Here is a 14,485-nt window from a genome sequence, read left to right on the forward strand (position 1 = left end):
GCCGCGGTGCGGCCGTGCGGCGGCAATAACCGCCGGTCGGGCGGGGTGTGGGCGGCCGGAACCTCCGTCGGTGGCGGAGACTGTACAGGTACACGGGGCGGGGCGTCGGCTTCCCGAAATCGGGTCTGCCGGTGCCCCGCCGGTCGTTGAGGAGGCTGGGTTACGTGGGCGAGTCCCCCGACAGGGTGCTGCGGGACGGCGAGCGGGCGAGCGAGCGGGGTGGGGAACGGGTGCGTCCGGCGGACGGTGACGGCGTCCAGGAGGCAGCCGGTGCGGCCGGTGCCGCCGCCGGTGCCGCCGATGTTTCCGGCGACGCCGACGCCTCGGACGCCGTGGACGCCGTGGATGCGGCGGACGCTGCTGACGGCGGGTCGGCCGAGGCACCGTCCGGGACGGCGAAGGCCGGCTCCACCGTGCAGCTCCGGGTCCGGGATGTGGACACGGTGACCACGATGCTCCGGCTGCCCGTCGACAACGCGACCACGGCCCTGCGGCTCCCCCCGGAGCTGACCTCGCCCGCCCCGAAGAGTGACGAGTCCGCAGCTGACGGAGGGTCTGCCGATTCCGACGGCGATGCCCCCGTGAAGGGCGGCGCGTCCGGCGGGGCCTCCGGACGGCCGGCCGGAACCGACCCGCGTCTCGCCCTTCGGACCGCCGCGTCGGCGGAGAAGCCGGCGGAGAAGCCGGCGGAGAAGCCGGCCGCGAAGGCAGCGGCGAAGGCAGCGGCGAAGGCGACGGAAGAGCCGGCCGCGAAGGCAGCGGAGAAGGCACCCGCGAAGGCGCTGGACGAGCCGGCCAAGAAGCCGGCGGAGAAGCCTGCCGTGAAGCCCGCCAAGAAGCCGGCGGAGAAGCCTGCCGTGAAGCCCGCCCAGGAGCCGGCGGACAAGCAGTCCGAGAAGCCGGGGCCGGCGAAGGCCGAGAAGCTGGAGAAGTCCCTCCCCGCGAAGGCCGCCGCGCTTCCCGTCGCCGCCGCGCTCCCCGCGACCCCCGTGCAGCCCGCCGCCCCCGGCTCGGGCACCGTTCCCGAGCCCCCCGAGCCGGAGCCGACGCCCGAGCCGGGCCCCGTCCCCGAGCCGGTGCCCGAGCCCCACCCGGAGCCCGCGCCCGTCCCCGAGCCGGAGCCGACGCCCGGCCCGGAACCGCTGCCGAAGCCCACGCCCGCCCCGAAGCCCGGGCCGGCGCCCGCTCCCGCCCCGCTCCCCGTCCCGGACCCGCAGCCGGTGCCGCCGGCCCCGCCGCTGCCGAAGCCGGAGCCGCTGCCCGCCCCCGCACCGCCGGCCGTCCCGGAGGCGGTCGGCACCGAACCCGGTCCGGTCGACCTGCTGAGCATCACCGAGCCGATGCTCGGACCGGCGACGACGGCCGAGGCGATGGAGGTGCTGGCGGCGCTCAACGCCCGCCCGGTCTCGCCGCTGCGCCGCGCGCTCAAGCGGATCACCATCTGGACGGTCTTCCTCGCCGTCGTACTCGGCGCGGTCGTGGTCGCCCAGCTGCTCCGCCCGCTGCCGGACGCGAAGGTGAAGCTGACCGCCGCGGGCAGTTTCAACTTCGGTGGCGACCAGATGGACCTCGCCTGGCCGGCCAAGGGCCAGTCGGCCGCCGAGGTGGTCGGCGTCGGCAGCCTCGGCAGCTCCGGCCCGGAGACGCCGGCCTCGATCGCCAGTGTCACCAAGGTCATGAACGCCTACCTGATCCTCCAGTCGCACCCGCTGAAGAAGGGCGAGAGCGGCCCGAAGATCACCGTCGACAAGCAGGCCGCCCAGGAGTCCGGCAACAGCGACGAGTCCAGGGTCACCCTGGCCGAGGGCCAGCAGCTCACCCAGTACCAGGCGCTGGAGATGCTGATGCTGCCGTCGGCCAACAACGTGGCCCGGCTGCTGGCCCGCTGGGACGTCGGCTCGGAGGACGCGTTCGTCAAGAAGATGAACGACACCGCCGCCAAGTTCGGCATGAACAACACCGTCTACACCGACCCGGCCGGTTACAGCCCGGACACCAAGAGCACCGCGAAGGACCAGCTGAAGCTGGCCGAGCAGGTGATGCAGAACGAGATCTTCCGGCAGATCGTCTCCACCCCGGACACCAACTTCAACGGGCAGAAGATCTTCAACACCAACACCCTGATCAACGCGAAGAACGGGGTCATCGGCGTCAAGACCGGTTCCAGCACCCCGGCCGGCGGCTGCCTGATGTGGGCCGCCTACAAGGAGGTCGGCGGCGTGAAGCGGCTGATCCTCGGCGTCACCCTGGGCCAGCAGGCCACCTCCCCCGCGACCAGCGACGGGATCCTCCCGACGGTGCTGAAGGTCAGCGGCAAGCAGATCCAGGCGGCGCAGAACGTGGTGACCGGGCAGACCATCGCCAAGCAGGGCGACGTGGTGGCCCGGGTCGAGGACGGCCTCGGCGGCACGGTCCCGGTCGTCGCAGGCAAGGATCTCGTCGCGGCAGGGTTCCCCGGCATCACCGGCACCCTCACCCTGGACCCGGTGAAGCTCGGCCACCAGGCCCAGGCCGGAACCCAGGTCGGCACGCTGAGCCTGGGCGCGGGTGACAACAAGACGGAGGTCCCGGTCCTGCTCCAGTCCGACCTGGCCCCGCCGTCCATCCTCTCCAGGCTGACCCGGATGCTCTGACCGGAGTCGTCGCCGGAAGGGACAACACGAACGGAGTGGGAAGTCGGCCGGTCCGACTTCCCACTCCGTTCTCATGCCCGTTCTCATGCCCGGCCCGGTGTGCGCTCGAAGTCACCGCCCGAGATCACACGGGGCCGCCCGCCCGAAGCCGCCCGCTGCGGTCGCCCGCCCGAAGTCGCCCGCCCGGGGCGGGGCCTACAGCCGGACACCGCCCCAGCGGCCCGGTTCGGTGCGGGTGCCCAGCCACTCGGTGAGCGGCGGTTCCTCGGACAGCACCCGCCCCAGCGAGATCGCCAGCGTCAGCGCGGTGAACATCACGATCAGCCAGGAGAGCCCGGTGAAGACCACCCCGTAGGGCCCGAACTGGCTCACACTGCGCGACATCGCCCCCGGCAGGTAGATCCGCGACGCGATCCCGAGGCCGACCACCGCCACCCCGCAGAGCAGCGACCCCGGCAACAGCGGCAGCCAGCGCACCCGGCCCGCCAGCAGCAGGTGCTGCGTCCACCACCACATGCCGCCCGCGGTGAGGAAGGTCAGGGGGATCCCGAGCCACAGGCCCAGGCCGAACCCGCTCCGGATCGGGCTCTGGAGCACCAGGGCGATCAGCCAGACCAGCAGCCAGACCAGCCACCGCCAGGCCGCCAGCCGCGTCCCGGACTTGGGCAACTCCCAGCAGCGCTCGCAGACCCGCTGCATCGCCCGGCTCAGCGCGGTCGCCGACAGCAGCGTCATCAGGACGCCGATCGCCCCGTAACCGGACTCGGACTCCTGGTCCTCGTGGCTCTCCAGCAGTTGCTGCACCGACTGCTGGGCCGATCCCTGGATCCCCAGCTCCTGGCGGAGCGTGTGCACCACGCCGTCCCGGATCGCGGCCGGGGCGAACACCGCCAGCACGAAGAGCGCCGGCAGCGCGCTCAGGAAGGCCTGGGCGGCCAAACGGGTGGCGTTGTCCAGCAGGTTCACCCGCAGCAGCTGGCCGAGTGCCCGGCCGACCAGTGGCACCTGTTCGGGCAGCGCGCGGGCGTGCCGGGCCAGCGTCTGTGACCGGTCCTTCAGCCGGTCCTTCAGCCGGGCCATCCGCCCGGGCGGCTGCTCGCTCACGGGCTCGTCCTCCTGGTGCAGTCGCGGCCGTGGACGGGCGGGCGGGCAGGGGCGTGCCCTGGACGCCGTGCTCCATGGTCACCCGGCCCGAGCGCGCCCGCATCCGGGCAGCCCCGGGCGCGGCGCGGGCGCCGGGCGCCGGGCGGCGGGCGCGCGGCCGGTGAGGGCGGAAGGTCAGCGGGTGGAACGGTCCAGCAGGGCGAGCGTCACGCCGCCGAGGGGGGTCACCCGGCTCGGTGTGCCGTACCGGGCCTTGAGCGCCTGCGCCTGGTCGTCGGGCATCGCGGCCAGTGGCTCGGCGGTGTCCCCGAGCACCAGCAGCCATATCCGCTGCGCCTGCCCCACGCACTCGGCCGGCCGCGGACAGGCGGAGGGGAAGAGGTCCTCCGCCTGCTCCGCGCTGCGCTCGACGAAGACGGGGTAGGGGTGGACGCCCTCCGGCAGGTAGTAGGTGACGCCCGGTCCGACCATCGCCCAGCTCTGGTTGCCGAGCGGGGCCGCCAGGCCGTCCCCGGGCCGGTAGCCGGCCGCGATCAGCTCGGCGGCCGCCCGGTACGGCGCCTCGGAGAGGGAGTGCGAGCCCGGGTCCCGCACCTCGGACTGCGTGGGCAGCGCCGCCGCCGCCGGCACCGCGAGCAGCCCGACCGCCAGCAGCACCCCGGCGGCCCGGACCTGTCCCGGCGTCCGGCTGCGCCGTGCGGCCGCGGCCACCGTCGTGTACACCGCGCGCACCCCGCCGCCGGCCAGCGCGGCCCAGGCCGGCACCGTGAACAGCAGGTACCGGTCGATGAAGTACGAGGTGCTGCCCTGCGACGCCAGCCAGACGGAGGCCACCGGCAGCACCGCGAGCAGCAGCAGCTGCACCGCGGGCAGCCGCCGTCCGGGCAGTACCAGTACCAGCAGGGCGAGCAGGGCGAAGACGTGGAACACCCCGGCCGAGCCGAACAGCGCCTCGCCGAAGTGCTGCAGCGTGTGGAGGCCGGGCTTCCCGATCCAGCCCAGCTGCCGCCCGGACTGCCGGCTGCCCAACAGCAGCACCGGCAGCACCGGCAGCGTCGCCACGGCCACCGCCAGCGGGTACTGCCAGAGCACCCGCCGCCGCACCGCGCCGCGGGCCCGCCACAGGTGCGCCGCCACCACCGCCAGCTGCCCGGCGAGGGTGCTGAACGAGATCACGTGGCCCGCCCCGGCCACCGCCATCGTCACGCAGTACGGCGCCCAGCGCCTCCAGGTCGGCCGCTCCAGCGCGCGCAGCAGCAGCCAGGTCGCCGCGGCGATCGCGCAGGTCACCAGCGCGTACGAGCGGGCCTCCTGGGCGTACCGGGAGATCGTCGGCACCACGGCGAACAGCAGCCCGCCGCTGACTGCCGCCACCCGGCCGCCGAACAGCCGCTGAGCGGTGAGTGCCACGAACGCCGCCGCGCCGGCCATCGCCAGCACCGACGGCAGCCGCAGCGCGATCATGGAGTCGCCGGCCACCGCGGTCCAGCCGTGCATCAGCACGTAGTAGGCGCCGTTGCTGGCGTCGATGTGCTGGAGCAGCCGGAAGAGGTCGCCGAGCGGCCGGGTGGCCGCGGTCCACGTCGACACCTCGTCCCGCCAGAGCTCCGGCGTGCCGAGCCGGTACCCGCCGATGCAGAGCATGGCCAGCGCCGGCCACAACCAGACCTGCCCGAGCAGGCGGAGAGCCGGGTGCGGGGCGGCGGCTGGTCTCATCGGGGGCCTTCGTGATCGGACGGGTGCGGGCAGTCCCTCGCAGGCTACTGGACGCCGTCTGACACCCAGTCGGCAGTCGCCCCTCAGGGCGCCGCCCCCCGCTCCCGCCCTCCCGGACGCCGACCCGGCGCAGGACCCGCCCGCGTACCGCGGAAACCCCAACACCCGCCCCACCGCCGATCCGGTACGCTGTCCACCGAGTGCGCCTCAGTAGCTCAGGGGATAGAGCACGGCTCTCCTAAAGCCGGTGTCGCAGGTTCGAATCCTGCCTGGGGCACAGAAGGAACGACCCGAGGGAAAAGCCCCGGACCACCACGGTCCGGGGCTTTTTCGTCAGGGTCGCGTACCTCTGGAGGAGGAGGCGGCGGCGGGCGGCGTCAGCTCCCGGGGTGATCAGGAACGCGACGTCCTGCCGATGGGGGCGGGGTCGGGGCGAACCTAGGCTCGATCATGATCCTGACGGAGCATCACGGCTGGTCAGGCGGTTGATCCGAGGGGCCATGACGACGTACCGATACACCCTGGCCGAGTTGCGCGGGCAGTTGCGGCAACTGGCGCTCACCGGAGCGGCGATCGCATTGGGGGTGGCCTTCCTGATCGCCTCGGTCAGTGGCAGCGGGGCGTTGGTCGACTCCTTCAGCCAGAGCGCCGCCGCCGAGGTCGGCCCCGCCGACGTCCAGGTGACGGCGCCGGAGGCGCGGGGCCCGCTGGAGCCGGGGGCGGCCGACCGGGCCCGGCAGGTGCCCGGGGTGGCCGCGGTGTCCGCGCGGCTGGCCGGCCGGGGCGGGGTGCTGACCCCCGCCGGGCGCCTGCTGGACGAGGCGGCCGTGATCAGCTCGGTCGCGGCCGACCCGGCGCTGCGCTGGCAGCTGCTCAAGGACGGGCGGTGGCCGGCCGGCCCGGGCGAGGTGCTGCTCGACGCCGACACCGCCCGCCGGGTCGACGCCCGGCCCGGTTCGGACGTCCGGCTCACCCGGGCGGACGGCACCACCGGCACCGTGCGGCTGGCCGGGACGCTGGACGGCCGGGGCGCGCCCGGCTTCGCCGGACGACCGGTCGTCGCGGTGCCGGACGGCTCGGTGGCGCAGTACGCGACCGGGGTCGCCACCACCTCGCTCGACCTGCGCCTCGCCCCGGGTACCTCGCACGCGCGGACCGCCGAGGCGCTGGGGCAGGCCCTCGGCGGCGGGGTCGAGGTCCGCACCCACGACGCCTCCGTCGCCGAGGCGACCCGGCAGAGCCGGACGCTCTACGGGGTGGTGCTGATCGCGGCGCTGTCGTTCGTGCTGATCGCCCTCGCCGTCGCCCGCATGGTGGTCGGCAACACCTTCTCCGTCGTGCTCGCCCAGCGGACCCGCCGGCTCGCCCTGCTGCGCTGCGTCGGCGCCGACCGGGCCCAGGTCCGGCGGCTCATCCGCCGCCAGGGGCTGCTGCTCGGGGCGGGCGCGTCGGCCGCCGGGGTCCTGCTCGGGGCGGGGCTCTGCGGCGCCGGCACCCTGCTGGCCGGCACCGCCGACCTCGGGCCGGTGCACCTCTCGCTCACGCCGTCCCCGGTGACCTGCGTCCTGGCCTGGCTGTTCGGCGTACTGCTCACGGTGCTCGCCGTGCGCGGCCCGGCGAAGGCGGCCTCGGCGGTGCCGCCGGTCGCGGCGCTCGGCGGCGTCACCGGCCCCACCGGAGGTGCCAGGGTGCGCGCGACGGTGCTGTCCGTGCTGCTGCTGGCGGCGGGCGCCGGACTGCTGGCGGCCGGGGTGACGACCGGGCCGCCGTTGTCACTGCTCGCGGTCACCCTGGGGGCGATCAGCAGCTTCTTCGGGGTCCTGCGGTTCTGCCACCGGCTGCTCCCGGCCGTCGTCGCCGGGCTGGGCGTACCGGTGCGGCGGTTCTGCGGGACGGCGGGCGGGCTCGCCACCCGGCAGCTCCGGCTCAACCCGGGGCGCACCGGCGCCACCGGATCCGCGCTGCTGCTCGGGGTGACGGTGATGGTGAGCGCGGTCACCGCGCTGGAGATCACCTCCAACTCCCTGGTCCCGGCGGTCTCGGCCCGCCAGCCGGGCGTCTTCTCGGTGACCGCCCCCGGCGGAGCCCCGCTGCCGGCCGGGGCGCTCGCCGCGCTCGGGCGGGAGCGGACGCTCGGCGTCACGCCCGTCCGCTCGGCCGCACTGGAGGTCGACGGCCGCAGCACGCTGGTGGCCGCGGCCGACCCGGCCCTGGTCAACCCGGCCACCGACGGGGCCGGCCAGGCCCGGGCGCTGGCGGACGGCTCCGCCCTCAGCGGCTTCGGCGACGACGGTCCGGCCGGCCCCGGCGAACACGGCGAGCACGGCGCGCACCGGGTCGCCGGCACGGCGGGAGCACCGGGCACCACCCTGCGGATCGAGTCCGGCCGCAGCCGGCTGCCGTTCACGCTGCAGAACGGGGCCGTCCTCTTCGTCACCCCGGCCACCCTGGACCGGCTCGCCCCGGCGGCGGCCGTCACCACGCTCTGGATCAGCCCCGCCGCCGGTGCCGACCGGTTCGCCGCCCGGCAGGCGATGGACCGGGCCCTGGACGGTCAGCCGCAGGTCACCGTCACCGACACGGCCGCGCAGGCCGAGACCCTGCGCTCGCTGCTGGACCGGATGATGCTGATCAGCATGGCCCTGCTCGCCTTCTCGGTGGCGATCGCCGGGCTCGGCGTCGCGGCCACCCTGATGCTCGGCGTCGACGAGCGCGCCCGGGAGATCGGCATGCTCCGGGCGATCGGGATGTCCCGGCAGCAGCTGCGCCGGATGCTCACCCTGGAGGCACTCCTGCTGGCGCTGGCCGGCGCCCTGGTCGGCACGGGCCTGGGCCTGGGCTACGGCTGGGCGGCCGCCAGGTCCGTCACCTCGACCCTGGGCACGGTGGGCGGCCCGCCGGTCCTCCTGGTGCTCGCGGCCCTGGCGCTCACCGTGCTGACCGGCCTCGCCGCGGCCGTCCTGCCGGCCCGCCGGGTGGGGCGGATGACGGTGGTGGACGCGCTGCACGCGCCGTGACGGGGCCGGGTGCTCCCGGGTCCCGGGCGGCTGTGCACGGCCGGCGCGGGACCGGGCCGGTCCCGCCGGTGCTAGCCGGTCGCGCCGTCCGGGCGCTCGGCGGCGTCGTCGAAGGGCGGGTCGTAGGGGGCGGGGCGGGGCGGGGAGACCAGGACGCGCTGGACCCTCGGCCTGGTCCGCCAGTTGACCCGCCGGACGTCCCGGGCGAGGGCGCCGGGCCGCCAGAGCTCGACGCCGATGGTGACCGCGCCCAGCACGAACCCGGAGGCCAGCCACCCGCCCAGCACGTCGCTCGGCCAGTGCACTCCGAGGGCGATCCTCGTCCAGCCGATCGTGAGCACCGTCAGCACGGCGACGGTGCAGGCGGCGATCCGCCCGCCGCGCCGGCTCTGCGACCAGAGCAGCCCGGCCAGGACGGCGCAGGTGATGGTGGAGGCCATCGCGTGCCCGGAGGGGAAGGCCGGGCCGCCGGCGTGCGAGACCGGATCCGGGAAGGACGGCCGCTGGCGGTCGAAGGAGAGCTTCAGCAGCCACTGCATGCCCCAGCCGACCAGGGTCTGCGCCACCACCCAGCCGGCCAGCACCCGGGCGCCGATCAGCCAGAGCCAGACCGCCGTGAGGCCGAGCAGTGTCCGCATGGTGATCGTGCCGCCGATGTCGGAGAGCGTCTGCACCGAGGCCGTCCAGGCGGTGCTCTCCCGGGCGTAGCGGTGCATGCCGTCGATCCACGCGTGGTCGAGCCGGGCGAGCGGCTCCCAGCCGGTCTGCACCAGGGCCGCCAGGACGCCGAACAGCAGGGCGCAACCGGCCGCCAGCGCCACGCACCAGCGGAGGTGGCGGTTACGCGGGGTGACGGGCGGCGCGCTGTTGGTCAGGTGCATGGCTGACACCTTCCCAGTGTGATGTGCCGAGCGGGCGCTGGACCGATAGCGATTTGGCATCTTTTGTGCGGAGAACCTGCGTGCGCCGGGGCGTGGGCGCGGGCGGATCCCCCGTGGTGCGGGAACGCGGACGGTGTTGCGGGGGTTCACGAAGGAGAGGGCGGGATGCGTGGAGGGTTGGCGGAGGAGTCGTGCGCCGGCTCCCGGGCCGACCCCGGCGGCGCCCCGCCCGGGCTCCGGAGGGCGTACCGCTCCGAACCGGTCGCCCCACTGGCACCGGATGTACCGGAGTGGTCACCCTCCGTCCATCGCCGGGGTGAAAACCGGCAGGATACTGCATCGCTGGAAGAATCTGAGCGACTTGGGAATGTTGTCCGGAATCTGTTCGTTGGATCGTTACGTGTGAGCCCCGAGGGGCCCGCACTTCTTGCCCTTCCCGCCCCGACGGGGCAGGCAGGCAACCTCGGCAGCACCAGCAAAGGGAGCAAGCATGGCCACCCGTGCCGTCGTTCGCGACAGGGCCGACCGGACTCGCGCGGCCCGCCCGACCAACCTTGAGGCCGATCGTGACCTGGTCGGTATGTACCTCGACGAGATCGCCAGGACGCCCCTGCTCGATGCCGCCGAGGAGGTCGAGCTCTCACTGCGGATCGAGGCCGGCGTGTACGCACAGCACCTGCTGGAGGAGGGAGAGCTGCCCAAGGGCGTGAAGCGCGAGGAGCTGGAGGCGATAGCCGAGGACGCGGAACGCGCCAAGGACGTCTTCATCCGCTCCAACCTCCGCCTGGTGGTGGCCGTCGCCCGGCGTTACCCGCGCAGCGGCCTCCCGCTCCTGGACCTCATCCAGGAGGGCAATGCGGGGCTGGTCCGGGCGGTCGAGAAGTTCGACTACGCGAAGGGCTTCAAGTTCTCCACCTACGCGACCTGGTGGATCCGGCAGGCGATCACCCGGTCGATCGCCGACCAGTCGCGGACGATCCGCCTGCCCGTCCACCTGGTCGAGGAGCTCGGCCGGATCCGGCGGGTGCAGCGCGAGAAGTCCAAGGAGCTGGGCCGCGAGGCCGATCCGGCCGAGATCGCGGCCGAGCTGGACACCACCGAGGCGCGGATCAAGGACGTGCTGGACTGGGCGCGCGACCCGGTGAGCCTGAACATGTCGGTCGACGACGAGGGTGAGACCCAGTTCGGCGACCTCGTCGAGGACACCGGGGCGACGTCCCCGGAGGACGCCGTGATGGTGATGCTCCGCCGCGAGGAGCTGGACGACCTGATCGGCCGGCTGGACGACCGTACGGCGTCGATCATCCGGTCCCGGTACGGGATGGAGGACGGCCGGGAGCGGACACTGACCGAGGTCGGCAAGCAGCACGGGCTGACCCGCGAGCGGATCCGCCAGATCGAGAAGCACGCGCTGGCCGAGCTGAAGAAGATCGCCGACCACGCCGGCTTCGAGGCCGCCTGACGGGTTCTCCCGGCGGCCTCGGCCACCGTCGCCCGGGCCGCCGTCGGCCACCGCCGTGGGCCCCGGCGCGGAGCGTTCCGCGCCGGGGTCCACGCGTCCCCGGACGGCGGCCCGGCCGCGGGGCCGGGGACGGCTCCGGGGCCCGGCCCGGTGCCGGGAGCTTCTAGGCTGGAGGAGTGGACAACGTGCAAGACGGAGGCCGACCGGTGACCGAGCAGAAGCCCGTGCAGGACGGCACGGACCCCACGACGGCCGCGGGCGACGGGTCCGGCGTCTCCGCCCAAGCGGCGCCGAAGGCCCGCCTGGTCTTCCGCGACCCGCTGGACCAGCAGTCCCGGGACGACACCGACAGCGGCTGGGGCGACCGCCCGGCAGCGGGGGAGAGCAGTGGGCGGGGGCTGGACTGGTACCTGAGCCAGCGCCCGCCGCACCACGGCGACTGACCGGGGCGTGCCGCTGCGCGCAGGGCGCCTCCGCGCGGCCGCGCACCGGGCTGCCAGGGCTCAGCGCTGGGACATGACCAGCGCGTCGCGGATCTCGGTGAGCAGGACGACCTCCTTGGCCTCCGCCTCCACCTGGACCTCGGCCAGGGTCCTCCGTTTGGCGGTGAACCTGGACATGGGCAGGATCAGGCAGAAGTAGACGACGGCCGCGGTGATCAGGAACTGCAGGGCCGCGCTCAGCAGCGAGCCCCAGAGGATGAGGACGCCGGACGTCACCTCCCCGGTCGCGCTCACCTCACAGGGGCCCTTGAGGCAGGAGCTGTAGGAGGTCAGGTCCTTGGCCCCGAACACGCCGACGATCGGATTGATCACGCCCTTGACGAAGGTGTTGACAATGTTGGTGAAAGCCGCGCCGATGACCACGGCGACGGCGAGGTCGACGACATTTCCCCGCAGCAGGAATTCCTTGAAGCCTTTCATGCCGCGTGAACGACGAAGTCGTTGTCCGGTTACAGGTGATCTTCGGTGGCCCCCGATTGACAACCCGTTTGGTGGACGGGTGCGGCGCCCGGCGGTGGCAGGCCCGCCCGCGCGGGCCCGAACGCCAGCGCCGCCGCCACGGTGAGCAGGAGCAGGGCCGGCAGCCCGGGCCGGTGCCGGAAGGCCTGCCGGAGCCGGTGGAGGCGGCCGGACCCGCGCCGGATCGGCGGGAACGACGGCACCTCCCGCCGGGGCGGGACGGAGGGCGCGGGGAGCGGGAACGGAGGGGGGAGGCTCGTGGTCGTCATGAGCACCGCCGGTGGTCGCAGGGCGCCGGCCCGCTGCGGACCGGCTTCTCGTGACGCACACTCTGGGCCGCAAGCGAGCCCGGCGGAAGTCCTTTCCCCAGGTCTGTGGAAAACCCGGGGTTGTGGATAACTTCCGTCACCCGCCCGGGTGAATTCGGGGGCTCCGGGAATGCGATCCCAAACCTGCACCGGAACCACCCCGGGCCCCGCACACCCCCCCGGGCCCCGCACGGAAACCACCCCGGGCCCCGCACGGAAACCACCCCGGGCCCCGCACGGAAACCACCCCGGGCCCCGCACAGTTCCCCCGGGCCCCGCACGACGAAGGGCCCGCCGACCCCGCCGGAGCGGGGCCAACGGGCCCTTCGAAAGCCTGGGATCAGCCGGCCGGCTTCGCCGCGGCCGCCGGGGCGGGGCTCGCCGCGGGGGCGGAGCCGCCCGAGGACGAGGCCGGGGCTGCCGACGAGGACGAGGACGACGAGGACGAACCCGCGCCCACCGAGCTGCTGGAGGACGAGCGGCTGTCGGTCCGGTAGAAGCCGGAACCCTTGAAGACCACACCCACGGCCGAGAAGACCTTGCGGAGCCGTCCCTGGCATTCGGGGCACGTGGTCAGCGCCTCGTCGGTGAACTTCTGCACCGCCTCCAGGCCGTTGCCGCACTCGGTGCACTGGTACTGGTACGTGGGCACTTGTCTTCCTCCTGGCACTCTCGCCTGATGAGTGCTAACGATGGTCAATGATGCGGCATTCCGCTGGATCAGTCCAGCGACTCGAATGTGAGATGAGACGGGGGGCGCCGCCTGGCGCCCCCCGCACGCGTGCTGTACGCGCTCCGCTCAGCGCTCGGCCGCGCCGACCAGCTGCCGCGCCACGGGCCGCTCGCCACCGGCGGCGACCACCGGGGTGCTCGCCGCCCCCGGCGCGACCAGCAGGTGCCGTAGGGCGACCAGCGCGACCAGGCCCAGTCCGGCGCCGGCCACCGGCACCAGGAACCCGGCCGACGGCCCGTGGCCGTCGATCAGCCGCCCGGCCACCGTGGAACCGGTCGCCAGGCCGAGGCCGATGGCGCCGGTCAGCCAGGTGAAGGCCTCGGTCTTGGCGCCGTCCGCGACCAGCGTCTCGACCAGGGTGTACCCGGTGATCAGGGTCGGCGCGATGGCCAGGCCGCAGACCAGGCCGGCGACGGACAGGGCGACCAGGTTGGGCATCGCCCAGAGCGTCGAGCAGCCCAGCACCAGCAGCGCGTAGCTGGCCAGCATCCGCTGCCGGGCGGCGCGGCGCCAGGCGATCATGCCGTAGAGCACGCCGGCCAGCATCGAGCCGCCGGCGAAGATCCCGTAGACCGTGCCGTTGGCGCCGGGCTGGCCGACGGACTCGGTGAAGGCGGTGACGGAGACCTGCATCCCGCCGAACACCGTGCCGACACCCAGGAACGCGCCGGCCAGCAGACGGACGCCGGGCGAGGACAGCGCGGAGACCCGGCGGGCGCCCGGCTGGTGCGGGTGGCGGGCCGGGGCGGTGCGGCGCTGGGCGGCGAAGGCGAGCCCGCCGGCGACGGTCAGCGCGGCCTCGGCGATCAGCCCGGCCGAGGGGTTGACCGAGGTGGCGATGGCGCTGGCCAGCACGGGGCCGATCACGAAGGTGAACTCGTCCGTCACCGACTCGAAGGCGAACGCGGTGTTCAGCTTGGCCGCGGGCGCGCCCTCGGTGGAGAGCTTGGCGACCCAGCGGGAGCGGACCATCGCGCCGATCTGCGGCACGCTGGCACCCGCCGGGGCGGCCGCCAGCAGCAGGGCCCAGACGGGGGCGTGGCCGAGGGCCAGCGCGATCAGCACGCCGACCGAGACCGCGTGCACGATCACGCTCGGCACCAGGACGGCCGCCTGGCCGTACCGGTCGGCCAGCCGGCCGGTCTGCGGCCCGACGAGGGCCTGGGCGACGGCCGAGACGGCCGCGACGGTGCCGGCGGTGCCGTACGAGCCGTGGGTGTCGAAGACGAGCAGCAGGATGCCCAGGCTCAGCATGGCGTACGGGAGCCGCGCGGCGAACGCGGGCGCCAGGAACGTCCAGGCGCCCGGGGTGCGCAGCAGCGCGCCGTAGCCGATGCGGGCGGGCGCCTCGGCGTCGGAGGGGGCGTCCACGGGGACGCCGCTGTTGTCGACCGTTCGGCGGGCCGTCACGGTCGGTCCTTCCTGCTGCCTGGTAGCGCGGAAGGGGCAAGGGGTGGCCCCGACGGCGCCGAGAGTCGTCCTCTCGCGCGTCGACCGGGGTAGTTACCGGGCCGGCCCGGTGTGGTTGCCGGGGGTCAGGCCGCGGCCGCCGAGCGGTCGCGCCAACTCTGCTTCAGGCAGATGCTGGGGTGTTTCGTCCATCATACTTATACGCGCGTAGATGTCGCGCTTGCCTCCACAATACAGGGTCCATCCAAATTTGTCCTGC

At 74.3% G+C, this 14,485-nt stretch carries 10 protein-coding genes and 1 tRNA gene; 5 read left to right on the plus strand and 6 right to left on the minus strand.

Annotated elements, in window-relative coordinates; genetic code table 11:
- Positions 1–164: 164 nt before the first annotated feature.
- On the plus strand, positions 165–2,633 hold the full coding sequence (locus J5Y04_RS43550) for a D-alanyl-D-alanine carboxypeptidase (RefSeq protein ID WP_209413028.1): 2,469 nt from the start codon (positions 165–167) through the stop codon (positions 2,631–2,633).
- A 195-nt stretch (positions 2,634–2,828) separates the two neighbouring features.
- Here the strand turns inward: J5Y04_RS43550 and J5Y04_RS17910 are convergent, their stop codons facing one another.
- Together J5Y04_RS17910 and J5Y04_RS17915 are read right to left on the minus strand one after the other, a co-directional pair.
- Positions 2,829–3,737, minus strand: a complete 909-nt coding sequence (locus tag J5Y04_RS17910; protein WP_307853167.1) for a YhjD/YihY/BrkB family envelope integrity protein — start codon at positions 3,735–3,737, stop codon at positions 2,829–2,831.
- 174 nt (positions 3,738–3,911) lie between these two features.
- Positions 3,912–5,453, minus strand: a complete 1,542-nt coding sequence (locus J5Y04_RS17915) for a glycosyltransferase family 39 protein (protein ID WP_209413029.1) — start codon at positions 5,451–5,453, stop codon at positions 3,912–3,914.
- A 204-nt stretch (positions 5,454–5,657) separates the two neighbouring features.
- Between J5Y04_RS17915 and J5Y04_RS17920 the strand changes: the two genes are divergently transcribed.
- Both J5Y04_RS17920 and J5Y04_RS17925 read left to right on the plus strand, forming a co-directional pair.
- Positions 5,658–5,730 (plus strand) — tRNA-Arg (locus J5Y04_RS17920).
- 223 nt (positions 5,731–5,953) lie between these two features.
- Positions 5,954–8,470, plus strand: coding sequence for an ABC transporter permease (locus J5Y04_RS17925; protein WP_209413030.1), 2,517 nt, complete (start codon positions 5,954–5,956; stop codon positions 8,468–8,470).
- Positions 8,471–8,541: 71 nt separating this feature from the next.
- On the opposite strand, the gene J5Y04_RS17930 is transcribed toward J5Y04_RS17925, so the two are convergent.
- On the minus strand, positions 8,542–9,351 hold the full coding sequence (locus J5Y04_RS17930) for a phosphatase PAP2 family protein (protein WP_209413031.1): 810 nt from the start codon (positions 9,349–9,351) through the stop codon (positions 8,542–8,544).
- Positions 9,352–9,841: 490 nt separating this feature from the next.
- On the opposite strand from J5Y04_RS17930, the gene J5Y04_RS17935 reads away from it, so the two are divergent.
- Both J5Y04_RS17935 and J5Y04_RS17940 read left to right on the plus strand, forming a co-directional pair.
- Positions 9,842–10,813, plus strand: a complete 972-nt coding sequence (locus J5Y04_RS17935) for a sigma-70 family RNA polymerase sigma factor (RefSeq protein ID WP_209413032.1) — start codon at positions 9,842–9,844, stop codon at positions 10,811–10,813.
- A gap of 206 nt (positions 10,814–11,019) precedes the next feature.
- Positions 11,020–11,256: a hypothetical protein gene (locus tag J5Y04_RS17940; RefSeq protein WP_209413088.1), complete on the plus strand. Its 237-nt coding sequence runs from the start codon at positions 11,020–11,022 to the stop codon at positions 11,254–11,256.
- A 60-nt stretch (positions 11,257–11,316) separates the two neighbouring features.
- Here J5Y04_RS17940 and mscL read toward each other — a convergent pair whose 3' ends face one another.
- From mscL to J5Y04_RS17955, 3 genes are all read right to left on the minus strand, one after another.
- The gene (mscL, locus tag J5Y04_RS17945) at positions 11,317–11,736 is read right to left on the minus strand and encodes a large conductance mechanosensitive channel protein MscL (RefSeq protein WP_209413033.1); all 420 of its coding nucleotides are present in this window, start codon (positions 11,734–11,736) and stop codon (positions 11,317–11,319) included.
- A gap of 687 nt (positions 11,737–12,423) precedes the next feature.
- Positions 12,424–12,735 (minus strand): FmdB family zinc ribbon protein, encoded by a 312-nt coding sequence (locus J5Y04_RS17950; protein ID WP_209413034.1) that lies wholly within the window; start codon positions 12,733–12,735, stop codon positions 12,424–12,426.
- Between the two features lie 147 nt (positions 12,736–12,882).
- Positions 12,883–14,187, minus strand: coding sequence for an MFS transporter (locus tag J5Y04_RS17955; RefSeq protein WP_209413082.1), 1,305 nt, complete (start codon positions 14,185–14,187; stop codon positions 12,883–12,885).
- Between the last annotated feature and the right edge of the window lie 298 nt (positions 14,188–14,485).

Origin of the sequence: Kitasatospora sp. RG8 (assembly GCF_017813315.1) — a bacterium.
In the GTDB taxonomy this organism is placed as follows: Bacteria; Actinomycetota; Actinomycetes; order Streptomycetales; family Streptomycetaceae; genus Kitasatospora.

What these genes read in the sequence shown, in the direction of transcription:
- J5Y04_RS17915 (WP_209413029.1), bottom strand. Translation starts at nt 5,453, where the DNA reads ATGAGACCAGCCGCCGCCCCGCACCCGGCTCTCCGCCTGCTCGGGCAG.
- J5Y04_RS17925 (WP_209413030.1), top strand. Translation starts at nt 5,954, where the DNA reads ATGACGACGTACCGATACACCCTGGCCGAGTTGCGCGGGCAGTTGCGG.
- J5Y04_RS17930 (WP_209413031.1), bottom strand. Translation starts at nt 9,351, where the DNA reads ATGCACCTGACCAACAGCGCGCCGCCCGTCACCCCGCGTAACCGCCAC.
- J5Y04_RS17935 (WP_209413032.1), top strand. Translation starts at nt 9,842, where the DNA reads ATGGCCACCCGTGCCGTCGTTCGCGACAGGGCCGACCGGACTCGCGCG.
- mscL (WP_209413033.1), bottom strand. Translation starts at nt 11,736, where the DNA reads ATGAAAGGCTTCAAGGAATTCCTGCTGCGGGGAAATGTCGTCGACCTC.